The following is a 24,467-nucleotide window of genomic DNA, read 5'->3' as shown; positions in this document are numbered from 1 at the left end:
TCGTCACTGCTCGACTGTGTTTGCCATTTCCTCATCAAGGAACTTGCTAATGGCTTGGAGCGCTCTCGGCGAGATGTCTCCAAGCGTGCGCGCTGCGTAGGTCTTGACCTTCGCAGCGCGCATGGAGCGCACGAGGTCAAGCTGCGCGCTAACTCTTGCCGGGACCGCGGCCCCATTCGCACCCAAAAGGAACTCGGCGTCAACGTTAAAGAATGCAGCCAGCCCCTCGAACACCTCCGGATCTTGCACGTATCGGTGGCCGTTCACCATGTAGGTCCAGCGCGATCTCGACAGATTGGTGCCGCGGTCACCCAAGTAGGCGGCGATCTGGGAGTACGTCGGTTCAGCACCAGACTCGGCGATCGCGACGTCAAGCAGCAGCCGCAGGCGTTTCGCGAGATCCGCTGCCGCATCCTTGCTCTCGTCTTCGGTCATGGTGGCTGACCTCCTTTGTGCATGCTCAATCTACCCGTTGAGCATGACCAAATCAACAGTTGCGCATGCCCACCGTCGATGTTAGAACTGAAGCCCCAGACCGTTTGAGCATGCTCAACGCTCGTGATGTGGCGCGACTGCACTCCTGCTCAAAGGGAGGCGAACCATGCCCAGAACCATGACGATGACGGCGCCCTATTCCATGCTCGTGCGCGACGAGCGTGCGCGAGCCGTGCGGCCGCATCCCTCATCGTTCTCTCGCGGGCGCCCGCGCCCACCTCTCTGGTGTGGCGCCGCGCCTCTCCCGGTCGTGGCGTCCCAGAGAGGAGGCCATCCGATGGTCGCGACCGAAGTTCGCCGGGCAGCGCGCGAAGCCAAGCTTGACGAGGTCCACGAGAAGCTGGTGGATGCCGTTGATCGACTTGTGTCTGGGGACGACTGGGCGAAGGCGCTCACCTTCGCGGCCCGTTTCCGCAGCCGCTCTTTCAACAACACCTTGCTGATCTGGATCCAGCACTCTCTGGCGCACGAAGCAGGACTCGTAGCGGAGCCGACGCCGTCGTACGTCGCCGGGTACAAGCAGTGGCAGCATCTGGGGCGCCAGGTGGAGAAGGGCCAGCCCGGCTATCAGATCCTCGCCCCCGTCACAGGGCGTTTCGCGTCACCCAATCCATCCGATCCGGCATCGTGGCGACGACTCAATCGCTTCGAGAAACCCCGTCCCGGTGAGATTGTGCGCTCGAAGATGATCGGTGTTCGCCCCGCGTACGTGTGGGATGCCTCCCAGACTTCCGGCGACGCGCTTCCGACCACACCGGCGCCGGCTCTGCTGAAAGACGAGGCTCCGTCGGGGCTGTGGAATGGCATCGCACGGCAGATCGAAGCGGCCGGTTTCACCGTTCTCGGCGTCGCGCACGAGGGCATGATCTACGGCGCGAATGGCGTCACCGACTATACCCAGAAGACCGTGACCGTCCGAGAAAACATGGATCCCGCGGCCCGCGTGAAGACTCTCGCTCATGAACTCGCTCATGTGCTCATGCACGGCCCTGATCAGGATGTGGCGAGACAGCATCGTGGTATCGGCGAGGTGGAGGCCGAGTCGGTCGCGCTCATGATCGGTGCCGCCCACGGCATGGACACCAGCGGCTACACGATTCCGTACGTGTCGACCTGGGCTGCGCAGGTCGATGGGCAGGAGCCAGCCGAGATCGTGCGCGCTACAGGTGAACGGGTCCGCGCCGCTGCGATGAAGATTCTGGACCAGCTCGACACCGAGATGCTCGGCGACGGTACCCCGCCAGGACTTGAACGATCGTCGACGCGGATCGTTGTGCCCACCTCGAACCGCGCGAGTCGTGCACTGGCGACCTCAACGAACGCAGAGCGTGCGGCTCTGACCGAATCGCGGACGCTGCGATGAACACCGCCGCGTTCATACGGACACTCGACGGCTCGGGCCGTGGGCTCTCGACCGCTGAGAGCGCGCTCGCTTACGCAGCTCACGGCATCCCCGTGTTCCCGTGCGCGGCGGGCGGGAAGCGCCCCGCGGTGGCTGGAGGATTTCACGCCGCCAGCACCAACCACGTGCTCGTGCGTCGATGGTGGACGGCGATACCCAGCGCGAACATCGGCATCCCGACCGGCGCCGCATCGGGCCTCGTCGTCGTTGACGTTGATGTGCACGGCTTCGTCGATGGTTACGAGACGCTGGATCGCGCGCGGGCTGAAGGTCTCGTGGATGGCTGGACTGCTGCAGTGAGAACCCCGTCGGACGGTCTGCATCTGTACTACCCCGCGGCGAGCGGGTCGGAGGAGCGGTCCTGGCAGTGCGCACGAGCGGGCATCGACTTCCGCGGCGACGGCGGTTACATCATCGTTCCGCCGTCAAGTCGAGTGATCGACGGGCGTCCGCGGCGGTATGAGGTCCTTCGGCTCGCCAGTGAAAGCGTGCATGGGTTCAACGCGGAGCGACTTCGCGACTTCCTCGATCCTCCCCGTAGGGCCGATCAGGCCCGCGGTGGCGATCAGGCCCGCGGTGGCGATCAGGCCCGCGGTGGCGATTCGGCGATCCGATCGGGCGATGTGCAGCGTCTCGCCGAGTGGGTCGCTCGGAGGCAGGAAGGCGAACGTAACCACGGGGTCTTCTGGGCGGCTTGCCGGATGGCGGAGCATAGTGTCTCTCCGTTCGAAGCGCTCGATGCACTCACGGCGGCCGGTGCGCAGGCCGGGCTCACTGAGCGCGAGGTGACGACGACCGTCCGCTCTGCCTACCGAAGTGTTCAGGGCGCACCGGCCAGGCCGTTAGCTCCTGCGTCGTCGGCGCCACCTCACAGGCCATCAAGCGGCATAGAGCCACGGGCACTGGCATGAGGAACATCAGGGGGCGACGAGTGGCTGTCATGACAGCCGTCGCGGGCACGGTGTTCATCGCCGCCGGAGCGTTCTGGCTGTCATTCACCTCGCTCGTGGACCTTGCTGCGCGCTCAGGAATCGGCGACGGGCAGGCGTGGGCATGGCCGCTCATCGTCGACGGGGTCATCGTCGTCTCGACTGTCGCCGTCGTCGCCCTCGCCGATTCACGAGCCGCCTGGTATCCATGGACGCTCCTCGCGGGCGCTGCGGCAGTATCAGTGACCGCAAACTCGCTTCATGCCGTCGTCGCCGCCGATTCAGACATGCCCGGCTTCCTCGCCGCGGCCGTCGCGGCCGTGCCACCGGTGGTCTTGCTTGCGATCACTCATCTGACGGTGCTTTTGATCCGCGCGCCAGAAACCGTAGTTCCGAGCGAGTCGGTCTCGCCGCAGGAGCGCGCAACGGCATTTCGGGCGGAGGGATGGTCGAACAAGCGGATCGCCCGCGAGCTTGACGTTCACCCGTCGACGGTGGGCCGCTGGTTCGCCAGCGCACCTATCGAGCAGGAACGGACGGACGCCGCATCCGCCACATCCGAGGAGGCATCGGCATGAGCGAAATCGAGAATGAAACGCCGCGCAACGTTGATCGAGAAGACGACGGACTCGCGACAGCCCCCGAGGCCGTCGAAGCGACAAGCGTGCGCAGTCGCCGTCGGTGGGCGGTGGTGAACCCGGCGTCGCACCCCGGCCGTGGCGTCGAGTGGGTGCGCCCAACGGATCTGATGGCGCGCAGCGGTTCCCGTGTGGCCGGAGCGGGGATCAACTTCCAAGCCGAGCTTCATCGACGCACTCGCGATGCCGCGACGACCAGCATCCGCGGCATCGCGGAGCGAGCCCGACGACTCCCACCCGTCTCCGCGTTCGGACACGGCTCCTCTCGACGCGGGACAGAGCGCGGCGTGGTCGGCGCCGCCTGAACCACACACTCGAGACAACCTGATGGGAACCCACCGGCATCCAGGACCCCCGTTGGGGAGCGGGCGCGCACCTGCATGTCAGGAGGTGTCTTCGCCATGACCCATCACAGTTCACCGCTGCAATCGCGCGAGGATTACAGAACGAGCGAAGGGCTGCGCGCCCTGCTCAATCGCCTGCATCACGCGGGTGCCCGCGCCTGGGCGCACGACCGCGTTGCCGCTGATCTCGCCGTGTTCTCGGCCGAGAAGTACGGCGCCTTGGCACGTAAGCACGGCCTCGACCCCTGGGAGGCAGCGTCGGCAGCATTCGACGTCATGCGAACCCGCTCCGCACGAGAAGCAGACGATCCGTGGGCCGTCGTCACTCGCGGTGTTCAGATCACCTGCATCGCCGAGGAGCGCGGGCAAGGCTTGTTGTGTGCGACTCACCAAGCTCGCCGACCTCATGTCTCCGCTTTCCATGATCCGGAACGGTTTGCCGATCGGGAGACTCCGCTGGCCGATTACCATCCGGCGTTCCACGTCCAAGACGACTATCCGAGTGCTCAAGACGACGACGCCTACTATGCACCCGAGGACGTCGACACTGCCCACCGTGCGGTCGAACTGTCGATCGTCCTCTTCACGACCTTGGGATGGCCGGAGAGCACTGCGCGCGCAGCGATCGAGTACGTCTGCGCCGCGGTCGCACGGGCCGGGTCTCGACAGAGCGCCTGCGAGCTGCTCCGCCGCGACAAGCACGCCCGAGCGCTGCTCGATCTGCCTGCCGACTCGTGGTCGGCACTGCTGCGTGTGCTGCTCGGGCATCCACATCCTGCATACCGGTCAACCAGCGCCGGTCGCGGCATCCTGTTCCGTCTGCTCGTCGGCGACACGCTGCCCGCGTTGCTCAGTGATGACGACCTGGTGATGACGATCGCGATGTCCACGCCCACGCACGGGGGCAGGCGATGAGCACCGACAACGGGCACATCGAACTGGAACGGTCGGTCGACTCGATTCGGGTCGGGCTACGCCACCGAACGGAGCTCGGCGACCTCGCCTCGCTTGCCGCGTCAATCGAGCGGGAAGGCCTGCTGCAACCGATAACCGTCACGCCAGAAGGGATCCTCGTCTGCGGTGCACGGCGACTGGCCGCGATCAAGCAACTCGGGTGGCTGCACGTCAAAGTGTGGGTGCGTTCGGGCATCTCGGGAGACCTTGGGTACCTGCTTGCTGAGCAAGACGACAATGTGCTCCACAAGCCGCTCACTCAACTGGAGAACGCGACTCTGTACCGAGAGATCAAGACGCTGATGGCAGAGGATGCCGCTCGCCGCCAGGAAGCGTCGCGCTTCAGCAGGGTGAACCAGCCCGGAGATCACGGTGCCGCCAATCTTGCGGCACCGTCAGAGGCTGTGGGCGACACACGCGAGCAGGCCGCTGCGATGATCCCAGATGGCCCCTCCCACACCACGCTCGAGAAGATCAACTACCTGCAGCACCTCGTCGACGATGAGACCCAGCCCGAGTCCGTGCGCGAGGGCGTCGCAGCCGAGCTGGAGCTCATCGGATCCGGGTCAGCCGTGCACCCGAGCTACGAACGGGCACGCCAACTCGTCGCTGCGGCGCAGCCCGGCGGGAGTGGGGATAACGTGGCGAAACTCGCTAAGGAAGCCCTGGCTCGCATCAAAGGCAAGCGGATGCCCAAGCGACGCCCGTCGCCAAGCCCTGCTGCCCGTACGGACGGCGATGACCCGTGGCCCGTGCGCGCGTTCGTCGTGACGTGGACTGAGCTCGACGGCTGGTGGCGGCACTTCACCGTCGACGACCTGGCTCATCAGCTCAGCGACGCCGAGGTCGACCTCTTCCTCCACGTCGTTGATGCCACGGTCGACGTCGCTAAGCAGCTCCGAGCATTTCGAAACGACGCCGACTCAGACACCGAGACGACAGCGCGGAGCCTTCGCGCGATCTGAGCAGGGGTCAGGGCTGCGCACCTGCCCGGCATGAAGCACCAGATAGCTCGCCGTTCGCGCCGCACCTTGGTCGCACTGATCGCCGTCGCGGTGATGGCCGTCCTCGTCGTCGCTGTCGGCACCTACGGACTCATCTCCGGATCACCCGAGCCGGAGGACTCGCCGGAGCCGACCTCGTCGAGCGCCGCGCCGACCACCGAGCATTCTCGTCGACCTGCCACGACGGCACCGCGACTTCCGACGATCCTGCCCACTCGAGATGCAGAGACGTTCGCGGGCAGCGTCGCGACGGCGCTGTTCACGTGGGACACCGGCGTCGGTTTCGTTCCGCTCGACTACACCGACGTCATCCTCGACGTCGCCGATCCCACCCCTGCCGAACAGCCAGGGCTCGCGGCCGACATCGCCACCTACCTGCCGACGCAGAACGCGTGGGTGCAGCTGGGTCAGTACGCGACGACGCAACGTCTGGAGGTCACGTCAATGTACGTGCCGGATGCCTGGTCCGAGGCGCTCTCGCAGGCACGGCCCGGACAACTCCCCGAAGGCGCGACCGCGTACACGATCGAGGGCATCCGTCACCGCGCTGGCACGTGGAACGGCGATTCGATCGCTGCTCAGCAAGAGGTGGCGCTCACGGTGTTCATCGCTTGCCCGCCCGGTGACAGTTGCTACGTTCTGCGGCTGTCCGAGCTGAACAATCCGCTCCGATAGGACGGCCGACTCATGCTGAAGAAGCTCGCGATCACACTCATCGGGCTTGTGATCCTCGCGCCGACGCTAGGACTGGTCGCGGTCGGTCTGGTTGCAAACCCCGCCGTCATTGCTTGCCTCGCCTCGACGGGTCTCACCGTCGGCCCCATTCCGGATTCGCTTGTGGTGACGACGGCGAACGGAGATACTTTCACACTCAATCGGCAGCAGCTCACTCACGCGGCCACGATCATCTCTGTTGGGTCGCGGATCGATAGCGTCACCCGCGATGGCGTCCAGATCGCGCTCATGGCTGCGCTCACCGAGTCAACGCTGCGGCAGCTCGCGAACACGAGCACCTACCCGGAGTCCGGTGACTATCCGAACGATGGAAACGGATCCGATCACGATTCGCTCGGTCTGTTCCAAATGCGCCCGCAATCCGGATGGGGATCGGTCGCCGAGTTGATGGATCCGGAATATCAGGCTGAGGCGTTCTTCGGCGGATCGACGGGACCGAACTATCCCTCGCCGCGTGGCCTGCTCGATATCCCCGACTGGCAGAGCTTGAGCAAGGGCGAAGCCGCGCAAGCGGTTGAAGTATCCGGATACCCCGACCGGTACAACAACTACGAGCCGGTCGCCGAAAAGATCCTCACCACTCTCACTAGCGCCACCTCGCAACTTGCCGGGAGCATTCCTGCGCCGACCGAGAGCGTTGCGGAGTCGGCCCGCGTCGTGTTTCCATTGCCGGAGGGCACCTGGGTACTCACGGGCAACTTCGGCCCGCGAGTCGACCCGTTTACCGGAGAGGGCGCCTTCCACTCCGGCACCGACCTCGCTGCGCCAGATGGAACGCCGATCCTCGCGGCCGCGGACGGAGTCGTCACAGTCGCCCAGCTCTCTGGCAGGTACGGCGGGCTCATTGTGATCGAGCACCGCATCGACGGCGCCACCGTCGCGACCGCGTACGCGCACATGTGGCAGAACGGCATCCACGCCATCGTCGGCGAGCAGGTCATTGCGGGTCAACACATCGGCGACGTCGGCTCCTCCGGGCGCTCGACCGGCGCGCACCTGCACTTCGAAGTCCGTCCAGGTGGCACGAACGCCGAAGCTGTCGACGCCGCAAAGTGGCTCAATGACCACGGCGCTGCAGATCTCCCAGAGCCCGCCGCGGGCGCCGGGTGCTCGGCGATGGGAGGGGGTCAGTGATGAACGTGTTCCCCGACTTCAGTGGTCTCGGCGGTATCGGTGACCTCAAAGTCGCCATCGGTGCTGCGCTCACGATCATCCTGATCGTCGCGGTGCTCACGATCATCATCTCCGCGATCGTCTGGGCGATCGTTACGTCCACCGGCAACCCCGCGCTTGCGGCGAAAGCGCGCGCCGGGGTCTTCGTCGCGCTTGGTGCAGCGGTGCTCGCTGGCGGGGGCGTGTCCTGGGTGAACTGGCTCATCAGCGTCGGCGAACAGCTCTGACCTCATCGCCCCGCGTGCGACTCGGCATGCGACTGGTGGTGAGGAGCTGCGCACCTGGCTCTCGACCATCTTTCGCCTACCGCCCGTGGCGGTGTTCATGCCGAGGAGCCACCGTGTTCGAACTCATCGCGACCGTCGCCACCGCCCTGCCGATGGACATCGACATCACTCCGAACGACTCCGGTCTACCCGGGATCGCGCAGCTACGAACGATCGTCGGCGCCGTGATGACGGTCGGGCTCGTCCTGTCCGTGCTCGCGCTGATCGTGGCCGCGATCGTCTGGGGATTCGGGTCGAACTCGTCGAACCCGCACCTCGCCTCACGAGGCAAGCTCGGCGTGCTCATCTCCTGTGGTGCTGCGGTCATCTGTGGCGCGTCCGTGACTTTGATCAACTTCTTCTGGAACGTCGGACAGCAGGTCTGAGGCCACTCGGTCGCAACCCGTTGGGAACCCCGCGATGAGTGTCTGCGATATCCCCGTCATCTCAACCGTGTGCGATGCCGTCGGCGAAGGCGCGGCTTCGCTGGTATCTGCCCCGTTCGATTGGCTCGCCGCCACAATGGGACAAGCTGCCGCATGGCTCATCGAAGCTATGTGGACGGTCTTCGACAGCACCACTCTTGTCGACGTCCAATCCTCCGGCTACCTCGACGTCTACAACCTGCTCTTCGGCATCGGCGTCTTCATCGTCCTGCTGTTCTTCTGCTTCCAGCTGGTCCTGGGACTCATCCGACGCGAACCCGCTGCGCTTTCCCGCGCCGCGCTCGGAGCTGCCAAAGCAGTACTCGGTTCCTTCGTTGTCGTCACGCTCACCGCGACCGGGCTGGAGATCGTCGACCAACTCTGCGTCGGCATCGTCCAGGCCGCAGGGGAAACAACCGCGACCATGGGCGACAAGATCGCGCTCCTGACCGCAGGCCTCACGACGATCAACATCGCGGCTCCCGGCGTCGGCGCGATCATCACGATCTTCCTCTCAGGACTCATGATCTGCGCGGTCGCCATCGTGTGGTTCTCGCTCCTGATTCGCAAAGCCCTGCTATTGGTGGCCATCGTGCTCGCGCCCATCGCGTTCGCGGGCGCGGCGTGGGACGTCACCCGCGGATGGATCGGGAAATGGGCGGCGTTCGTCGTCGCGCTGATCATCTCGAAGCTCGTGCTCGTCGTCGTGTTCCTCATCGCGATTACCCAGGTGTCCACCCCGATCGAGGCAGACCTCGCGTCCGTGACCGAGCCAATCTCGGGCATCGTACTGCTGTTCATCGCAGCCTTCGCGCCATACATGGTCTACCGGTTCATCTCGTTCTTCGGCTTTGACCTCTACCACGCGATGGGAAGCGAGCAGGAGGCGAAGAACGCTATCAACCGGCCCGTCCCGGTGCCGTCGAAGCCGCAGGGCGATGGGGTCAAGAAAGTCCTCGACGGCGGGTCCGGTGGCGGTCCAAGCACCACTCCCCCCGCGCGCACTGCACCGAGCGCGACGGCGTCGGCTGGCGCCACCCCCAGCGGAACTGCGGCTGGCACGAGTGCGGGCGCTGGAGCTGGTGCCGGAGCTGGTGCCGCGGCCGGGCCCGCTGCAGCCGTCGTCATTGGCGCCGAAGTCGTCGAGGGCGCTGCTACTGCTGGACCGAAGATCGGCCAGGGCATCGGTGGCACCTCCGAGACAGTTGCGGCGAGCGCGGGAGACCGGGGGACTCCGGCACCCGCAGCATCCGCGACCCCTGGGTCGCCTTCCACACCGCAGCCGTCGGCCCCGCGCGCAGATCCCGCTCCGCCCAGTCGGCCGCGACCGCAGCCTCCCCGGAAGGAATGACGCATCATGCCGAATGATCTCGACGACCGACGAGCCGGAGACCTCGTCCCGGTGAAGTTCTCTCGATTGACGCGACGGGGTGTCCTCTTGGGCCTGTCGCTCTCACAGCTGATCGCCCTCGGAATCGGCATCGGCACGCTCGTGTGGGCGTTCTACGCAGGAGGTGGCATCCTCATTGCCTTCTCCGCTCCGGTCTGGGCCGCCGCTGCCTCGGTGGCATGGATCCGTATCGCCGGGCGCGCGATCGTCGAGTGGATCCCCGTCGTCTTCTGGTGGTTGTGGAAGACCACGGGCGGGCAGCTGCTCTATCGTCGACGCGTCGTGAAGCCGCGCTCTGCCGGATCGCTCGCGCTTCCTGGCGACATGTCGCGATTGCGTGAGTACGATGATTCCGCCACCGGTGCCGGGATGGTCCATGACCCGACCGCCGCAACGCTCACGGCGATCGTTTCGGTCTCGCACCCTGCTTTCGTGCTCCTCGACCCTGGTGAGCAGGAACGTCGAGTCAGTTCTTGGGGACGTGTGCTCGCGACCGTGTGCCGGTCCGGTCGAATCTCGATGCTGCAGGTGCTGGAGCGCACCCTGCCCGACTCCGGGACGGGCCTCGCCGAATGGTGGGCCTCGCATGGCACAGCGGATGCATTGTGGGCGTCGACCACGTATGCCGAGCTGATCGAACGGGCCGGGCCTGCCGGAGAACGCCACGCCACCACGCTGTCTCTGTCGCTCGACATGCAGGCGGCGTCGCGGCAGATCCGCACGGCCGGTGGCGGCATCCGCGGTGCCGCTGCCGTGCTTCGCCAAGAGATGTCCACGCTGGTGGCAGCGCTGCGCTCCGCCGACCTCTCGCCGTCTTCATGGCTCTCGTGCGGGGGGATCGCGGTGATCCTGCGCTCCGCATACGACCCCGCAGTCGCAGCGACACTCGAACGCCACGGTGAGCTCGGGCAATCGCTCGCGACCGCGGGACCGGTGGCTGTGAACGAGTCGTGGTCGAGGCTTCGCACTGACTCGGCGTTCCACGCGGTGTTGTGGATCTCGGAATGGCCGCGGTCGATGGTCTACCCGGGCTTCCTCGCGCCGCTGCTGCTGTCGACGGGGATCCAACGGTCGTTCTCGCTGCTGTGCACGCCGATGCGCTCTGATCAGGCGGCACGCGACATCCGGAAGAAGAAGACCGAGTACATCTCGGACGCAGCCCAACGCCAGCGGATCGGCCAGATCGAGGATGCAGCGCAGACGGCGGAGTTCCAGGACGTATTGCAACAGGAAGCCGATCTCACCGCCGGACACGGCGTGCTCCGCTACACGGGGCTCATCTCGGTCTCAGCGCGGACCGCGGACGAGCTCGACGCCGCGGTTGCCGCAATCGAACAGGCCGCGATTCAGGCTTCCTGCGAGACGCGGCTCCTCGTCGGCCAGCAGGCGCAGGCGTTCACCGCGGCGGCGCTGCCCCTCTGCCGCGTTGTGTGACCTCACGCGATGGAGGGAACCAAGGCGCCCGACTCCTCAGCAAGTCGTCGGGTTGGGTATTCGCCTCGTCCGATATGGCGGGATCGCTGGCGCACCTAACCATGGAGTCGCTTACTACCCGGGAGGTCACCGTGCCCACGTTCTATGATCCCGGCGCTGATGCCGGTGAAGCAGCCGAGGCGCTGCGCGGGCTCGCGCATGCGACGCGCACGTGCGAGAACCCGCAAGACGTCTACGGCGTACTCGGCGATGTCCTTTCCGGCGTGCGCTCACTGCGACAAATCCTCGATCAGCTCGCAGCCGCCCATTTCAACTTCCGCTCTCGCGCATTCGATGGCCGCGGCGACCACGCGGCCGGATCGAAGGACGCGCTGGCTGCTGCCGATGACCTTCACCAAGCCGCGACTCTTGTCGACCAAGCCGAAGATCGACTCAACGCCGCAGTATCCGCGGCAAGTCGTGTCGCCTGGCACGATGTCCCTGCGCCCGACAAGACGGCAGTGCAGCGGTGGGTCAGTGTCGTCTTCCTGCAAGGCGAAGAAGCTGACGAGGTGCTCGACATGATCGACGCCGGCGGTGCCGCCGCGGGATTGAACCATTTGAAGAGCTGGGACTTCGGCGACGAGACCACCAGTGCCGCGATGGAGAACGGTTACGTCTACGGCGTGCCGCCGAGCGGTCCGCTCGAGCGCGAGGCGCGCGACGGTGACTACCACCTTGCGTACAGCCACAGCTTCGACCACGTCGCTCTTTACCGACTCCACCATGTCGAGTCGATTGACCTGCTGCCGGAAGACTCTCACGGGCTCGACGCCCGCGCTGCAACGCCACGTCAGCAACGGTCCTCGTGGTTCGAACCTGCCAGCATTACGGCCCTCAAGCAGCAACGGGGTCTGGGACTGTGAACCGGGATGATGCCGAGCGACTCCACACCTCGGTACTGATCTCTCCGGCTTCTGAGAAACGTCGCCTGCGAAAGAAGCGTCGACTAGCCGCTGCGAAAATGCAGACTGATCAGCAGCACGCTGAACGCCAGGAAGCCCGGAAGAAGTACGACGCCGAACTGACCGAACGGCGGGCCACCAAGTATCTCCCTGCCGCCGGTGAGGCTGGTTCCGCGCGGCTCCGATCGCCGGGAAAGTTCCGCTTGCCCCGGCATCAAGACACGTCAGCGACCCTCGCCGGTGCCTATCCTTTTCTTGCCGAACATGGGCTCGGACCCGACGGAGTCTTCGTCGGCCAGGATTTGTACTCCGGTGGATCCTTCGTCTACGACCCGTGGGTGCTGTACGCCCGTGGCGTCATCACCGCTCCGAACGTCGTTCTCGCGGGCATTGTCGGATCTGGCAAGTCCAGCCTGGCCAAGAGCCTCTACACAAGGTCACTTCCGTTCGGACGCCGCGTCTACGTGCCGGGCGATCCGAAGGGCGAGCACACGGCTGTCGCCGAGGCAGTGGGCGGAAGAGCCATCGTGCTCGGGCACGGGCTCGCCGCGCGACTCAATCCGCTCGACGAGGGATACCGGCCCGTAGGCATGAGCGACGTGAGCTGGGCGTCCACGGTTGCTTCCCGTCGCCGGGACTTGATCGGAGCGCTCGCGGAGACGGTGCTCACTCGACAGCTCACGCCGCTGGAACACACTGCGATCGATACCGCGCTGACCGAGGTCATGCGCAGCAACGGCATCCCGGTCCTGCCGATGATTGTCGAACACATCCTCAATCCGACCTCGCATGCCGACCCCGACGGACGGCTCGCCGAGGACGGGCGACTTGTCGGTCACGCTCTCCGACGCCTGGTCGCCGGTGACCTCGCCGGGCTATTCGACGGCCCTTCGACCGTGGCCTTCGATCCGACCCTGCCGATGATCTCCCTCGATCTGTCGCGAGTGACGGAGAACTCGACGCTGACCTCGGTACTCATGACCTGCTCCTCCGCATGGATGGAGTCCGCCCTGCTCGATCCCAGCGGAGGCCAGCGCTGGTGCATCTACGACGAAGCCTGGCGCCTCATGTCCCACCCGGCGCTGCTACGGCGCATGGACGCACACTGGCGACTCGCACGCCACTACGGGATCGCGAACATGCTGATCTTCCACAAACTGACCGACTTGGAGAACGTCGGCGATCAAGGCTCGGCGATGCGCGCCCTCGCAAACAGCTTGTTGGCCAATGCCGAGACGAGGATCATTTACCGGCAGGAATCCGACCAGCTCGGCAGCACCGCGAGAGCACTCGGGCTCACGGGCACAGAGCAGAAGCTGCTTCCGGGCCTCGGGGTCGGCCAAGGACTGTGGCGCATCAAGGACCGATCCTTCGTGTGCCAGCACCAGCTCCATCCAGCCGAGCTGGAACTCTTCGATACAACCGGGCGCATGACCGGCTGACCCGACGCGAGGAGCCGCTCGCGCACCTGCGTGGCATGAGCAATCGCAGCACAGGAGGATTCCTGTCCGAAGCGTTCGTCAATTTTCCACTCGCCAGCATCCGCGTCGACGAAGGCGGTGTGATGCGCGTCACTCATGACGGACGCGACTTCCCGCCTCTGCGCGCAGGCTTCGAATGGAGTCGGGCGCAGTTCGGTGAACTACTCGATGCGCTCTCTGACCACCGCACTCGCACCATCCGCGTCGAAGTACGAGAGCACGACGGTTCCATCTTCACCGACATCATCCACGCCACAAGACACGAGCACACAGACGTCGATTCCCCGGCGCCTGGTGCAACGCGGCGAGCGCGGCATCGTCCGATGCGCCAGCTCTTCGAGGTCCGCGGATCCGGGTTCGTCCCCGGTGAGGACGTCGCCGTTGCACTCTCGATCTCCGGCGCGGAGGGCTCGGCCAATGGGACCGCTCGTGCCGTCATCGATCTGAGCCAGCTGGTTGACCACCGGTCGGAGGTCGTCCTCATCGGCCGGGTCTCGGGCGTCATCATCTCGGAGTTCGTCTCGTCATGAGTACCCCGCATTCGCCAGGCCGGGGCCTCGGAGACGAATTCACCAACGCCCTGATAATCGGGCTCGTCGCGTTGTTCGGCGTCGCCGCGGTCTTTCGTGGCGCCGGGTCCGTGGCTGCCGCGCTCGCTGGAATCGAGCAACCGCGAGTCGGGATCAGTGGCGGCTTCAGTGTCTTGTTCGACCCTACCGATCCCGCCGCGGCGCTCGAGGCGCCGGGGCTCAATGCGGTCCTCTTCTGGGCCGTCGCAGCGCTCATGCTCGTGCTAACCGCCGCTGCATTCGGGTCGGCCTGGGTGATGCTACGACGCCACTCGAACGACATAAATGCTGACCCGCGTCGGCTGCAGGGCACCGCCAGCGTGCACGAGCTCGCGTCCAGCGCATCCACCAAGGCGCTCCTCAGCCGTGCTGGCGCGCTGCGCCCGTCCCTTGACCATCCCAGGCCCGAGGATGTCGGCTATCTGCTCGGGCAATCGCATGGTAAGCAGATCTGGGCGAGCATTGAGGACTCTATCCTGCTGATCGGGCCACCTCGATCTGGCAAGGGTCTGCACATCGTGATCCCGGCGATCCTCGATGCGCCCGGAGCGGTCGTCACGACGTCAACCAGACCCGACAACCTCACCGTGACTCTCAAAGCGCGCCAGCGGATCGGTCCTGTCGCGGTCTTCGACCCCCAGCACCTGGCCGCAGGCATCCCCGCCGGGCTGAGATGGTCACCCATCCGCGGTTGCGACGATCCGCTCACTGCGATGATCCGCGCCACCGGCCTCGCCGCTGCGACCGAGCTTTCTTCCGGCGGTGTTGAAGGCGGAGGGTTCTGGGAAGGCAAGACACGCATCGCCCTCCAGTCGCTCCTGCACGCCGCGGCACTCGATCAGCGAAGCCCGACTGAACTGTTCCGCTGGACCCTCGACCCTGCCGCGGCAGCCGAGGCCGTCGCGATTCTGACGGGCTCGCCGAGAGCCGCGACGGGATGGGCCGAATCGCTGGAGGCGATGCTCGACGCCGATCCGCGCACGCGTGACAGCATCTGGCAGGGCGTATCCCTCGCTCTTGCCGCGCTCGCCGATCCCAGAGTGCTGGATGCCGTCAGCCCGTCCGAAGACGAATATTTCGATCCCGAGCAGTTCATCCTCAACCACGGCACGCTCTACCTGCTCGCGACCGGAGCTGGCGCCGGAAACAGCGCCGCGCTCGTCGCTGCATTCGTCGAAGACCTCGTCGAGACCGCACGTCGGATGGCTGCGCGCTCGCCTGGCGCACGCCTTGATCCACCGCTCCTGCTCGCACTCGACGAGATCGGGAACCTCGCGCCCCTGCCGTCACTTCCCACACTCATGGCTGAAGGCGGCGGCACGGGCATCACAACGATGCCCGTGCTTCAGTCGCTCGCTCAAGCGAGAGACAAGTGGTCGGACAACCAAGCTGCTGCGATCTGGGACGCCAGCATCGCGAAGATCATCCTCGGCGGCGCATCCAATTCACGCGACCTCCAGGACCTCTCCACGTTGATCGGCGAGCGGGACGAGTTCACCGACTCCGTGACCCTCAGCGACTACGGCTCACGCTCCAACCAGCGCTCCGTCCGCCGTGTCCCGATCCTGCCGCCCGACCGCGTCCGCACCCTCCCGTTCGGCACCGGCGCCGTCTTGCTCCGATCGGCTCCACCGATCATCACAGACCTGCATCCATGGCCGAAGCGCGCTGACGGCGAGAAGCTCCGACTCGATCGCGCGGCCGTGGAAGCACTCATGGAGGGCCCCACGACGAATCAGACCGCTCCGGGGAGGAACGCGCACCTACCTGATGCAGTGGCCGAACAAACCCGGCCACCTGACCAGATAGGGAGTTGATCATGTCGATCCACACGCAAGAGTCCGTCTCGGGCTTCGTCGCCTCAGAGCCGCAACTGACGAACTCCACCAGCGGGAACCCGCGCCTCTACTTCCGCTTCGGACAGGAGCACTTTCGTCGCGAAGAGGACGGTACCTTCACACAGTTGGAGACGAGCTACCACCACCTCGTCATGTTCGGACGCTCGGCCGAACGCACATCCGCGAAGTTCGCGAAGGGCGACAACTTCCTCGCCGAGGGATACCAGCGGCCTGTGAGCTACGAGCGCGAAGGCCAGACAGTCGAAAGCGAAGAGTTCGTCGCGAAGCGCATTGGTCATGACACCGCACGCACCCGGTACGACGTCGACCGTTCACCTCGAGGTGCCGACCGGAACCGCGCGGCCAGCGAGCCTAGTCGTGCGTTTGACCCCCGAGCGCAGCCAGCCGTGAGCAACGCCCCTTCCCTCGGTCGCTGATCCAACGGGAACGTAACCATGAACGACGACAACGCCCTCAACGAGGGCCCCGAGAGCAAGCACGCTGAGCCGTTTGAGCCCGATCTCGTTGCGGAGCCACCGCACCCGATCAACTGGAACCTGCTCACCTCGCACGACCTTAAGCAAGAACTCCTCGAGCTCAACCGCTGGGTGAACTGGCTCCGGCTGGAGTACGGTATCCCGGCGGCAGTGATTCCGCCGCTTTGGCACCGCCATCCAGAGCTGATCTGGGAGCTGTCAGCGCTCCACCTGCACTGGCTCTGCGCCTACGACGCCGAACAAGACGGATCGGCACCGCTGGGCTGGCATCGCGACTTCGCGGATGCTCGCCAGCGTTTACGCGATTGGGTCACGGTCAGTGGCACGCGCCTCGATCGGGACCGTCCGACGCGGCAGACTGTCTGGCCGGGGGAAGACCGCACCGTCGACATCGTCGAGCATGTCATCGCTGACCGAGACGCCGACTTCGTCGAGTTCGTCATCGAACAGGTCCAAGCGCGCCAGGCCGCAGAGGATGCGTTCTTCGCCACCATCGACGAACGCACGGGCGCGATCCCTGACTGAGATCGGTCGGGCGTTCAGGCCGCGACAAGCTCGACGGCTGCGTGCGCCCGCTCGGACACGCGCCTCGCGACGGCCTCGCGACGCCGAGCACGGAGCAGGAGCACCACGGCGACGGGTCCCGCCGCGATGAACTTCATCGCGTTCCACAGGCACAGCAGGATGATGAGGTTCAGCCACCCTGGGGCGCCGTCACTGATCGCCGCGGAACACAGGCTGGCCGCGATCAAGTAAGGCACTGCGAGGAACATCGCAAGAACGCCCCACTTGAGTCCGCAGCGACGTCGGATGCGGCCAAGAACGATGTTCGTCGGTGCGCACCGCTGCAGGACAGCATGGATGAAGATGCTGACCGTCCAGATCGAACGAATCATGATGGGCCTCTCGTCACACGTCGTTCTCCGTCGAGGAAGCAGCATGTGTGTCGAGTGCCCGTGGAGGGCCGCCCCGAAGGGCCTGCAGAGTTGTGAACCTGCTTCGCCTTCCAGGGTACGCCTGCTCTTCAGGAACCAAAAGGGCTGATCCTGCTCACCTTCCTATCGAGATCTCAACGCCCAGGAGGCTGTCATGCCCACGCTCTCGCACCTCGCCAAGGATGAGCGGACTGCCCGTATGGTGCTCGCGCTGATCGACGCTCCCAACGACACCGTGACCGGTGGTCTCCTCATGAGAGTCGGCGCGGTCGAGCTGATCTCCCTCATCGAGCGTGACTCGTCGGTCGCGGGTCTGGATCGGGTGGAGGCCGCGGTATGGCGACATCGCTTGCGATTGACTGCGAACCCTGATCACGTCGCATCGCGCATGGGCTCAGGAGGCGACTACCGGGTGCTGATCCCCGAGGATTCCGAATGGCCAACCGCCCTCAACGATCTCGGGGCACGGACCCCGTACGCGCTTTGGACGCGGGGACGTACTGAACTCCTCACCGCACCGCTCGCCCAGCGCACTACGCTGACGGGTGCACGGGCGGCAACTGGCTATGGTGTTCACGTCGCCGAGGAACTCTCCGGAGACCTCGCGGAGAGCGACAGAGCCCTCGTCGCCGGTGGTGCTTACGGAATCGAGGGATCAGCACACCGCGCGGCACTCATGCACGGAGACAACACAATCGCGGTTCTCGCTTCTGGCCTCGACCGCGCGTACCCCGTCGGTCACGCAGACCTGATCGAGAGCATCGCACACCGGGGGCTTGTGTTCACTGAGGCGCCACCTGCATCCGCTCCCACACGGCAGCGGTTTCTCGATCGTTCACGCATCCTCGCCGCGCTGTCGGGAGCGACCGTCATCGTTGAAGCGGGATTCCGCTCGGACACATTGCAGACGGCGAGAGAGGCTTCAGTCCTCGGACGGTTCGTCGGCGCCGTTCCGGGACCGGTGACGAGCGCTGCCAGCGCCGGTACGAACCGTCTCCTTCAAGACGGTCGTGCCCGTGTCGTCACCTGCGGGTCCGATGTCTTGCGAATGCTCGGGGATGACACGAGCGCCCCCGGGCGGAATGCGATCCGCCCCGGGGCACCTCATGTCGTCTCGCCGAACACTCGAGTGTTGTAGCGGTCACCCCGCCGTCGGGATCTCTACGACGAGACTCCGCCGCAGCTCGTCCGGGTCGACGCGGATGAGTCGTCCGACCCGGTATCCCCGGACAGTGCCGTCGGAGATTCGACGCCGGATCGTCTTGACCGAGACACCCAAGCTCTCAGCCGCGATCGCCAGGGAGACCAATCCGGTGTCGTGCTCCTCGGAGCGAGTTCGAACAGTCATGGCGCTACCTCCCCGTGAGTGGACTCGTCTCACTTCACAGGTGGCCGCGGCTGTCCGCTTAGGTCTCCTCATCCTCCTCTATCGCGCGGGCGATGTTCTCGACGACTCGGTCGCTCATTCGATTCGCCAGCTCGCGATCACGGACCATGGTGGCGTGTTGGTACCGCAGCACGATTCGAATATCCGCGTGCCCGCCCCGACGCATCAGCTCAGCGAGCGTCGCACCTTCCTGAGCAAAGATTGTCAGGCCCGTGTGTCGCAGGTCGTGAAAGCGGAAACGATGCGGCAAGCCGTCGACGCCGTCTCGCGCGTCGGCCCAGACGTACCCCCAGCGAGTGTTCGAGAGCGGCATCCTGCCCCTGACGCTCGCCGGAACGACCGGCGCTTTGGCTTCGGCGGCGACATTGTCAGCCAGGTGTTGCTTGAGTCGAGCGGTCATGAGCTTTGGGATGGTGAGCGACCGTTTGCCTGCATCGCTCTTGGTGTCGGTGTAGTCACCAGTGTTGGCGTTCAGCTGACGACGCACATGCAAGATTGCGCTGCCGTCATCGTGCCACTCGATGTCGCGTCGTTGGAGTCCCAGGCACTCCCCGCGACGCAGCTGGCACCAGGCGGCAAGCGGCACCATGATCGCCCACTGCTCGGGAACCGCCCTGTAGAGCGCTTCGACCTGCCTGGGCGCCACGACATCCTCACCTTCGTCGTGGTCAGAATCGTGACGCACCGACTCCTGACGCGGAATGGAGACGCTCGGTGCCGCAGGGATGATCCCGTCACGGGCCGCTTGGCGCAAGATCATCATGAGCACGACCAGCACCGGCCGCGTGATCCCGTTGAATTTCGACTTTGGATTCAATGGCGCAGGGATCCGGTCGAGTCGCTGCGTCATTGCTCGGATGCGGTTCACGTCGATCTCCCTCACCGGAGTGTCGCCGAACTCCGGAATGAGGTAACCGCTGACCTTGCTCTGATACGAGCGGACGGTTGCGATTGCCCGAATCTTGCCGCTGCGATTGCGCTCTGTCTTGATCATCTGCACCCATCGCTCCGAGTACTCCTCGAACCCCATCGACCGCGCTTTCTGAGCAGCGGCTTCGGCGCGATTCTGTGCCGCTACGGCCGCTGGCGGGTTCCACTGGCCGAGCGAGATCTTCGCGTGCACGGCGGCAAGCCATGTCCGCGCGTCCGTCTTCGTGAGGAACGTAAGCGCTTTGTCGCCCTCGGTCCGAGCCGTGTACGTCTCTCCGTCGGGTCCGGGATAGCGCGCTTGCCAGCGGCCAGAGGGGAGCTTGCGCAGGCTGCCCCACGACTCTCGCTTCGATGCACTCATCGTGCCCTCCCGTGGACTCGGACGGACGAGCGTGGACGGTCGTGCCACTCCGTGCCACTCGACGCCCACGAGACCCAGGATCCGCATATTTCCGCAGATCGTGAGGAATTCCGTAGGTCACCTGTGGCACGAAGTGGCACGCCCCCAGCCGCTCGCCAACCCGAAATTTCGGGTGCCGGACTCTCTCGCCTCCATAAGGGAGGTGTGCTCGTGCCACCGGCGTGCCCCACCGAACGGGTATTTCTGGTCATGTCTGTCCTCCTCTGTCATTTCGAAGAGGGCACGAAAGAGGCCCGAACCCGCGAGATTTCGCGGATCCGGGCCTCTGACCAGCTGTTTCGCGGGAACCTCAGAGAGAAGCTCTCAGAAGTCCCAGTCGTCGTCTTCGGTGGCCTCGGCCTTGCCGATGACGTACGACGAGCCCGACCCCGAGAAGAAGTCGTGGTTCTCGTCGGCGTTCGGCGAGAGTGCCGACAGGATCGCCGGGTTCACGTTCGTGACGCTGGAGGGGAACATCGCCTCGTAGCCCAGGTTCATGAGGGCCTTGTTGGCGTTGTAGTGCAGGAACTTCTTCACGTCTTCGGTCAGACCGACACCGTCGTAGAGGTCCTGCGTGTACTGCACCTCGTTGTCGTAGAGCTCGTACATGAGCGAGAACGTGTAGTCCTTGAGCTCATCGCGGCGCTCCTGGGTCTCGTTCTCGAGGCCCTTCTGGAACTTGTAGCCGATGTAGTACCCGTGCACGGCCTCGTCGCGGATGATGAGGCGGATCAGGTCGGCCGTGTTCGTCAGCTTCGCCTTCGAGGACCAATAGATCGGCAGGTAGAAGCCCGAGTAGAAGAGGAACGACTCCAGAAGGGTGGAGGCCACCTTGCGCTTGAGCGGGTCGTCGCCCTGGTAGTAGTCCATGATGATCTGAGCCTTCTTCTGAAGGTTCGGGTTCTCGGTGGACCAGCGGAACGCCTCGTCGATCTCCTTCGTCGACGCGAGGGTCGAGAAGATCGAGGAGTAGCTCTTCGCGTGCACCGACTCCATGAACGCGATGTTCGTGTATACGGCCTCTTCGTGAGGGGTGATCGCGTCGGGGATCAGCGACACCGCGCCCACGGTGCCCTGGATCGTGTCGAGCAACGTGAGACCGGTGAACACCCGCATGGTGAGCAGCTGCTCGTCGGGGGTGAGCGTGTTCCACGACTGCACGTCGTTCGACAGCGGCACCTTCTCGGGCAGCCAGAAGTTGTTCACCAGACGGTTCCAGACCTCGAGGTCCTTGTCGTCCTGGATGCGGTTCCAGTTGATCGCCTGCACGCTGGAGACCAGCTTGAGTCTTTCGGGAGTCATTTCTTCGTCGTTTCTCGGGTTTCAGCCGCGTTCTCGGGTCGACAGTTTGTCAGGTCAGAGCATGCACGAGACGCACTCGGCCATGTCGGTGCCCTCGAGCGCCAGCTGACGCAGACGGATGTAGTAGATCGTCTTGATGCCCTTGCGCCATGCGTAGATCTGCGCCTTGTTGATGTCACGCGTGGTGGCGGTGTCCTTGAAGAACAGGGTCAGAGACAGACCCTGGTCGACGTGCTGCGTGGCGGCCGCGTAGGTGTCGATGACCTTCTCGTAGCCGATCTCGTACGCGTCCTGGTAGTACTCCAGGTTGTCGTTCGTCATGAACGCCGCCGGGTAGTAGACGCGACCGAGCTTGCCTTCCTTGCGGATCTCGATCTTCGACGCGATCGGGTGGATCGACGACGTGGAGTTGTTGATGTACGAGATCGAGCCGGTCGGCGGGACGGCCTGAAGGTTCTGGTTGTAGATGCCGTGCTTCTGGATCGACGCCTTCAGCTCGGCCCAGTCGTCCTGGGTCGGGATGTGCTTGCCGGCGAAGAGCTCCTTGACCTTCTCGGTCGCGGGAACCCACGCCTGGTCGATGTACTTGTCGAAGAACTCCCCCGACGCATACTTCGAGTCCTCGAACCCGTCGAACGTCGTGCCGCGCTCGATCGCGAGGTTGTTGGACGCCCGCAGGGCGTGGAACAGCACCGTGTAGAAGTAGATGTTCGTGAAGTCGATGCCCTCTTCGGAGCCGTAGTACACATGCTCGCGGGCAAGGTATCCGTGCAGGTTCATCTGGCCGAGGCCGATCGCGTGCGAGCGGTCGTTGCCGTCCTCGATCGACCGCACCGAGCCGATGTGGCTCTGGTCGCTCACCGCGGTGAGGGCGCGGATCGCCGTCTCGACGGTCTGCCCCAGGTCATCGGCATCCATCGACAGCGCGATGTTCATCGAGCCGAGGTTGCAGGAGATGTCCTTGCCGATGTTGTCGTACGACAGGTCGTCGTTGTACGTGGTCGGCGTGTTCACCTGCAGGATCTCGCTGCAGAGGTTGGACATGTTGATCCGACCCTTGATCGGGTTGGCCTTGTTCACCGTGTCTTCGAACATGACGTACGGGTAGCCGGACTCGAACTGGATCTCGGCGACGGTCTGGAAGAACTCGCGCGCGTTGATCTTGGTCTTCTTGATGCGCGGGTCGTCGACCATCTCGCGGTACTTCTCGGTGACCGAGATGTCGCCGAACGGAACGCCGTAGACCTTCTCGACGTCGTACGGCGAGAACAGGTACATGTCCTCGTCGTTCTTGGCGAGTTCGAACGTGATGTCCGGAACCACGACGCCCAGCGACAGCGTCTTGATGCGGATCTTCTCATCGGCGTTCTCGCGCTTGGTGTCGAGGAAGCGCATGATGTCGGGGTGGTGGGCGTTGAGGTACACCGCACCGGCGCCCTGACGCGCACCGAGCTGGTTGGCGTAGCTGAAGCTGTCTTCGAGGAGCTTCATCACGGGGATGATGCCGGAGGACTGGTTCTCGATCTGCTTGATCGGCGCACCCGACTCGCGGATGTTCGACAGCAGCAGGGCGACGCCGCCGCCGCGCTTGGAGAGCTGCAGGGCCGAGTTGATGCCGCGGGCGATCGACTCCATGTTGTCTTCGATGCGCAGCAGGAAGCAGCTGACGAGTTCGCCGCGCTGCGCCTTGCCGGCGTTGAGGAATGTCGGGGTGGCCGGCTGGAAGCGACCGGAGATGATCTCCTCGACGAGCGCGACCGCGAGCTTCTCATCGCCGTCGGCGAGGCCGAGGGCGGTCATCACGACGCGGTCCTCGAAGCGCTCGAGGTAGCGCTTGCCGTCGAACGTCTTCAGCGTGTAGCTCGTGTAGTACTTGAACGCGCCGAGGAACGTCTCGAAACGGAACTTCTTGCCGTACGCGAGGTCGTTGAGCTTCTGGATGAACTCCATCGAGTACTTCTCGATGACGGCGCCTTCGTAGTACTCCTTCTCCACGAGGTAGTCCAGACGCTCCTTGAGCGAGTGGAAGAACACCGTGTTCTGGTTCACGTGCTGCAGGAAGTACTCCCGCGCGGCGCGCTTGTCGGCGTCGAACTGGATCTTCCCGTTCGCGTCGTACAGGTTGAGCATCGCGTTGAGGGCGTGATAGTCGAGACCCTCGTAAGAGGGGTTCGCCTTGAATGCCACTGTCTCGGTCACTGAAGCTGCCACCGTCGTTCCAATCCGTCGCTCACGCGATCCACATCGTCTTGTGTGCCGAAGATCTCGAGCCGATACAAGTGAGGCACGTTGCACTTGCGGCTGATGATGTCACCGGCGAGGCAGAAGGCGTCGCCGAAGTTGGTGTTGCCCGCGGAGATCACGCCGCGGATGTGGCGCCGGTTGCGCTCATCGTTGAGGAACCGGATCACCTGTTTCGGAACGGCGCCCTTCTCGACGCCGCGCCCCGCTCCCCCGCCGTAGGTGGGGGTGACCAGCACGAAGGGCTCGTCGATGACGAGGTCTTCTTCGTGTCGGTGGAGGGGGATGCGTCGGGACGGGAATCCGAGCTTCTCGATGAACCGCGCGGTGTTACCCGAGACGCTCGAGAAGTAGATCAGGAGCGGCGCTGCGGTCGCGACGGCGCTCATGCGGCGTCACGCCAGACGGGAGGCGAGTTCGTCGATCTTGTCGGGACGGAAACCCGACCAGTGACCCTCGTCGGTGACGACGACGGGTGCCTGCATGTAGCCGAGCGCCTTGACCTGCTCGAGCGCCGTCGGGTCTTCCGACAGGTCGAGGATCTCGTACTCGATGCCCTTGGCATCGAGGGCACGGTAGGTGGCGTTGCACTGAACGCAGGAAGGCTTTGTGTAGACCGTGATCGACATCTTTTTCGTAACCCCTCAAATCTCTGGCCCGCTTCTCATCAGGCTGTTTCCCGGTAGACCCCCTGCCGGGACTTCAATACTACATATGGGGACCGACATTGGGGGTGACCACAAGGGGTAGTAGT

At 64.8% G+C, this 24,467-nt stretch carries 26 protein-coding genes and 1 pseudogene; 19 read left to right on the top strand and 8 right to left on the bottom strand.

Translation table 11 applies throughout. From position 1 onward, the window contains the following. Nucleotides 1–3: 3 nt before the first annotated feature. A complete protein-coding gene (locus GLO27_RS16900; protein ID WP_167255840.1) occupies nucleotides 4–435 on the bottom strand; it encodes a hypothetical protein in 432 nt (143 codons plus the stop codon). A gap of 337 nt (nucleotides 436–772) precedes the next feature. Here GLO27_RS16900 and GLO27_RS16895 point away from each other — a divergent pair, with 337 nt between their 5' ends. The 18 genes and pseudogenes from GLO27_RS16895 to GLO27_RS16810 all read left to right on the top strand — a co-directional run bounded on the left by GLO27_RS16895 (nucleotide 773) and on the right by GLO27_RS16810 (nucleotide 17,043). Continuing rightward, nucleotides 773–1,858 carry an ArdC-like ssDNA-binding domain-containing protein gene (locus GLO27_RS16895; protein ID WP_167255838.1) on the top strand — a complete coding sequence of 362 codons (1,086 nt, stop codon included), beginning with the start codon at nucleotides 773–775 and terminating at the stop codon, nucleotides 1,856–1,858. Then, nucleotides 1,855–2,808: a bifunctional DNA primase/polymerase gene (locus GLO27_RS16890; protein ID WP_167255836.1), complete on the top strand. Its 954-nt coding sequence runs from the start codon at nucleotides 1,855–1,857 to the stop codon at nucleotides 2,806–2,808. Before GLO27_RS16895 ends, GLO27_RS16890 begins: the two co-directional genes overlap by 4 nt. Before the next feature lie 29 nt (nucleotides 2,809–2,837). Next, nucleotides 2,838–3,404 (top strand): helix-turn-helix domain-containing protein, encoded by a 567-nt coding sequence (locus GLO27_RS16885; RefSeq protein ID WP_243844849.1) that lies wholly within the window; start codon nucleotides 2,838–2,840, stop codon nucleotides 3,402–3,404. Continuing rightward, nucleotides 3,401–3,769, top strand: coding sequence for a hypothetical protein (locus GLO27_RS16880; RefSeq protein ID WP_167255832.1), 369 nt, complete (start codon nucleotides 3,401–3,403; stop codon nucleotides 3,767–3,769). The genes GLO27_RS16885 and GLO27_RS16880 overlap by 4 nt, the downstream gene beginning before the upstream one ends. Nucleotides 3,770–3,865: 96 nt before the next feature. Further along, nucleotides 3,866–4,723, top strand: a complete 858-nt coding sequence (locus tag GLO27_RS16875) for a hypothetical protein (protein ID WP_167255830.1) — start codon at nucleotides 3,866–3,868, stop codon at nucleotides 4,721–4,723. Beyond that, nucleotides 4,720–5,727: a ParB N-terminal domain-containing protein gene (locus GLO27_RS16870; protein WP_167255828.1), complete on the top strand. Its 1,008-nt coding sequence runs from the start codon at nucleotides 4,720–4,722 to the stop codon at nucleotides 5,725–5,727. The genes GLO27_RS16875 and GLO27_RS16870 overlap by 4 nt, the downstream gene beginning before the upstream one ends. Before the next feature lie 30 nt (nucleotides 5,728–5,757). After that, nucleotides 5,758–6,441: a hypothetical protein gene (locus GLO27_RS16865; protein WP_167255826.1), complete on the top strand. Its 684-nt coding sequence runs from the start codon at nucleotides 5,758–5,760 to the stop codon at nucleotides 6,439–6,441. A gap of 12 nt (nucleotides 6,442–6,453) precedes the next feature. Then, nucleotides 6,454–7,605 (top strand): annotated as a pseudogene (locus GLO27_RS16860) (M23 family metallopeptidase); the annotation flags it as partial. Between the two features lie 29 nt (nucleotides 7,606–7,634). After that, nucleotides 7,635–7,901: a DUF6112 family protein gene (locus GLO27_RS16855; protein WP_167255822.1), complete on the top strand. Its 267-nt coding sequence runs from the start codon at nucleotides 7,635–7,637 to the stop codon at nucleotides 7,899–7,901. Between the two features lie 113 nt (nucleotides 7,902–8,014). Beyond that, a complete protein-coding gene (locus tag GLO27_RS16850) occupies nucleotides 8,015–8,326 on the top strand; it encodes a DUF6112 family protein (RefSeq protein ID WP_167255821.1) in 312 nt (103 codons plus the stop codon). A gap of 34 nt (nucleotides 8,327–8,360) precedes the next feature. Beyond that, nucleotides 8,361–9,716, top strand: coding sequence for a conjugal transfer protein TrbL (locus tag GLO27_RS16845; RefSeq protein WP_167255819.1), 1,356 nt, complete (start codon nucleotides 8,361–8,363; stop codon nucleotides 9,714–9,716). Nucleotides 9,717–9,722: 6 nt separating this feature from the next. Continuing rightward, the gene (locus GLO27_RS16840; RefSeq protein WP_167255817.1) at nucleotides 9,723–11,189 is read left to right on the top strand and encodes an SCO6880 family protein; all 1,467 of its coding nucleotides are present in this window, start codon (nucleotides 9,723–9,725) and stop codon (nucleotides 11,187–11,189) included. A 131-nt stretch (nucleotides 11,190–11,320) separates the two neighbouring features. Next, the gene (locus tag GLO27_RS16835; RefSeq protein WP_167255815.1) at nucleotides 11,321–12,094 is read left to right on the top strand and encodes a hypothetical protein; all 774 of its coding nucleotides are present in this window, start codon (nucleotides 11,321–11,323) and stop codon (nucleotides 12,092–12,094) included. After that, complete coding sequence (locus tag GLO27_RS16830) at nucleotides 12,091–13,575, top strand: ATP-binding protein (RefSeq protein WP_167255813.1); 1,485 nt, start codon at nucleotides 12,091–12,093, stop codon at nucleotides 13,573–13,575. The genes GLO27_RS16835 and GLO27_RS16830 overlap by 4 nt, the downstream gene beginning before the upstream one ends. A gap of 35 nt (nucleotides 13,576–13,610) precedes the next feature. Then, nucleotides 13,611–14,144: a hypothetical protein gene (locus GLO27_RS16825; RefSeq protein ID WP_167255811.1), complete on the top strand. Its 534-nt coding sequence runs from the start codon at nucleotides 13,611–13,613 to the stop codon at nucleotides 14,142–14,144. Beyond that, a complete protein-coding gene (locus GLO27_RS16820) occupies nucleotides 14,141–16,000 on the top strand; it encodes a type IV secretory system conjugative DNA transfer family protein (RefSeq protein WP_167255809.1) in 1,860 nt (619 codons plus the stop codon). Before GLO27_RS16825 ends, GLO27_RS16820 begins: the two co-directional genes overlap by 4 nt. Before the next feature lie 2 nt (nucleotides 16,001–16,002). Further along, nucleotides 16,003–16,458: a single-stranded DNA-binding protein gene (locus tag GLO27_RS16815; RefSeq protein WP_045263447.1), complete on the top strand. Its 456-nt coding sequence runs from the start codon at nucleotides 16,003–16,005 to the stop codon at nucleotides 16,456–16,458. A gap of 18 nt (nucleotides 16,459–16,476) precedes the next feature. Beyond that, nucleotides 16,477–17,043 carry a hypothetical protein gene (locus tag GLO27_RS16810; protein ID WP_167255807.1) on the top strand — a complete coding sequence of 189 codons (567 nt, stop codon included), beginning with the start codon at nucleotides 16,477–16,479 and terminating at the stop codon, nucleotides 17,041–17,043. Nucleotides 17,044–17,057: 14 nt separating this feature from the next. On the opposite strand, the gene GLO27_RS16805 is transcribed toward GLO27_RS16810, so the two are convergent. Beyond that, nucleotides 17,058–17,414, bottom strand: a complete 357-nt coding sequence (locus GLO27_RS16805; protein ID WP_167255805.1) for a sulfate permease — start codon at nucleotides 17,412–17,414, stop codon at nucleotides 17,058–17,060. Nucleotides 17,415–17,607: 193 nt separating this feature from the next. On the opposite strand from GLO27_RS16805, the gene GLO27_RS16800 reads away from it, so the two are divergent. Then, nucleotides 17,608–18,591, top strand: coding sequence for a DNA-processing protein DprA (locus GLO27_RS16800; protein ID WP_167255803.1), 984 nt, complete (start codon nucleotides 17,608–17,610; stop codon nucleotides 18,589–18,591). Nucleotides 18,592–18,594: 3 nt separating this feature from the next. On the opposite strand, the gene GLO27_RS16795 is transcribed toward GLO27_RS16800, so the two are convergent. The 6 genes from GLO27_RS16795 to nrdH form a co-directional block, all read right to left on the bottom strand. Next, complete coding sequence (locus tag GLO27_RS16795) at nucleotides 18,595–18,801, bottom strand: helix-turn-helix domain-containing protein (RefSeq protein ID WP_167255801.1); 207 nt, start codon at nucleotides 18,799–18,801, stop codon at nucleotides 18,595–18,597. Nucleotides 18,802–18,859: 58 nt separating this feature from the next. Then, nucleotides 18,860–20,131, bottom strand: a complete 1,272-nt coding sequence (locus GLO27_RS16790) for a site-specific integrase (protein WP_167255799.1) — start codon at nucleotides 20,129–20,131, stop codon at nucleotides 18,860–18,862. 363 nt (nucleotides 20,132–20,494) lie between these two features. Next, nucleotides 20,495–21,472 (bottom strand): class 1b ribonucleoside-diphosphate reductase subunit beta, encoded by a 978-nt coding sequence (nrdF, locus tag GLO27_RS16785; RefSeq protein WP_017828866.1) that lies wholly within the window; start codon nucleotides 21,470–21,472, stop codon nucleotides 20,495–20,497. Nucleotides 21,473–21,526: 54 nt separating this feature from the next. Further along, nucleotides 21,527–23,671 carry a class 1b ribonucleoside-diphosphate reductase subunit alpha gene (gene nrdE, locus GLO27_RS16780; protein WP_021199955.1) on the bottom strand — a complete coding sequence of 715 codons (2,145 nt, stop codon included), beginning with the start codon at nucleotides 23,669–23,671 and terminating at the stop codon, nucleotides 21,527–21,529. Then, nucleotides 23,668–24,102 (bottom strand): class Ib ribonucleoside-diphosphate reductase assembly flavoprotein NrdI, encoded by a 435-nt coding sequence (gene nrdI, locus GLO27_RS16775; RefSeq protein WP_167255797.1) that lies wholly within the window; start codon nucleotides 24,100–24,102, stop codon nucleotides 23,668–23,670. The genes nrdE and nrdI overlap by 4 nt, the downstream gene beginning before the upstream one ends. 6 nt (nucleotides 24,103–24,108) lie before the next feature. Continuing rightward, nucleotides 24,109–24,342, bottom strand: a complete 234-nt coding sequence (gene nrdH / locus GLO27_RS16770) for a glutaredoxin-like protein NrdH (protein ID WP_017828869.1) — start codon at nucleotides 24,340–24,342, stop codon at nucleotides 24,109–24,111. Between the last annotated feature and the right edge of the window lie 125 nt (nucleotides 24,343–24,467).

The sequence above is a fragment of the Microbacterium sp. Be9 genome (genome assembly GCF_011754135.1).
Classification (GTDB): Bacteria; Actinomycetota; Actinomycetes; order Actinomycetales; family Microbacteriaceae; genus Microbacterium; species Microbacterium maritypicum_A.
This window is presented reverse-complemented; position numbering and strand designations above follow the sequence as displayed.

Coding starts and splice junctions, on each gene's coding strand:
- GLO27_RS16855 (WP_167255822.1), top strand. CDS start 7,635: ATGAACGTGTTCCCCGACTTCAGTGGTCTCGGCGGTATCGGTGACCTC.
- GLO27_RS16870 (WP_167255828.1), top strand. CDS start 4,720: ATGAGCACCGACAACGGGCACATCGAACTGGAACGGTCGGTCGACTCG.
- GLO27_RS16825 (WP_167255811.1), top strand. CDS start 13,611: ATGAGCAATCGCAGCACAGGAGGATTCCTGTCCGAAGCGTTCGTCAAT.
- nrdI (WP_167255797.1), bottom strand. CDS start 24,102: ATGAGCGCCGTCGCGACCGCAGCGCCGCTCCTGATCTACTTCTCGAGC.
- nrdF (WP_017828866.1), bottom strand. CDS start 21,472: ATGACTCCCGAAAGACTCAAGCTGGTCTCCAGCGTGCAGGCGATCAAC.
- GLO27_RS16865 (WP_167255826.1), top strand. CDS start 5,758: ATGAAGCACCAGATAGCTCGCCGTTCGCGCCGCACCTTGGTCGCACTG.
- GLO27_RS16820 (WP_167255809.1), top strand. CDS start 14,141: ATGAGTACCCCGCATTCGCCAGGCCGGGGCCTCGGAGACGAATTCACC.
- GLO27_RS16805 (WP_167255805.1), bottom strand. CDS start 17,414: ATGATTCGTTCGATCTGGACGGTCAGCATCTTCATCCATGCTGTCCTG.
- GLO27_RS16810 (WP_167255807.1), top strand. CDS start 16,477: ATGAACGACGACAACGCCCTCAACGAGGGCCCCGAGAGCAAGCACGCT.
- GLO27_RS16890 (WP_167255836.1), top strand. CDS start 1,855: ATGAACACCGCCGCGTTCATACGGACACTCGACGGCTCGGGCCGTGGG.
- GLO27_RS16845 (WP_167255819.1), top strand. CDS start 8,361: ATGAGTGTCTGCGATATCCCCGTCATCTCAACCGTGTGCGATGCCGTC.
- GLO27_RS16885 (WP_243844849.1), top strand. CDS start 2,838: ATGACAGCCGTCGCGGGCACGGTGTTCATCGCCGCCGGAGCGTTCTGG.
- GLO27_RS16815 (WP_045263447.1), top strand. CDS start 16,003: ATGTCGATCCACACGCAAGAGTCCGTCTCGGGCTTCGTCGCCTCAGAG.
- GLO27_RS16795 (WP_167255801.1), bottom strand. CDS start 18,801: ATGACTGTTCGAACTCGCTCCGAGGAGCACGACACCGGATTGGTCTCC.
- GLO27_RS16800 (WP_167255803.1), top strand. CDS start 17,608: ATGCCCACGCTCTCGCACCTCGCCAAGGATGAGCGGACTGCCCGTATG.
- nrdH (WP_017828869.1), bottom strand. CDS start 24,342: ATGTCGATCACGGTCTACACAAAGCCTTCCTGCGTTCAGTGCAACGCC.
- GLO27_RS16840 (WP_167255817.1), top strand. CDS start 9,723: ATGCCGAATGATCTCGACGACCGACGAGCCGGAGACCTCGTCCCGGTG.
- GLO27_RS16900 (WP_167255840.1), bottom strand. CDS start 435: ATGACCGAAGACGAGAGCAAGGATGCGGCAGCGGATCTCGCGAAACGC.
- GLO27_RS16895 (WP_167255838.1), top strand. CDS start 773: ATGGTCGCGACCGAAGTTCGCCGGGCAGCGCGCGAAGCCAAGCTTGAC.
- GLO27_RS16790 (WP_167255799.1), bottom strand. CDS start 20,131: ATGAGTGCATCGAAGCGAGAGTCGTGGGGCAGCCTGCGCAAGCTCCCC.
- GLO27_RS16880 (WP_167255832.1), top strand. CDS start 3,401: ATGAGCGAAATCGAGAATGAAACGCCGCGCAACGTTGATCGAGAAGAC.
- GLO27_RS16875 (WP_167255830.1), top strand. CDS start 3,866: ATGACCCATCACAGTTCACCGCTGCAATCGCGCGAGGATTACAGAACG.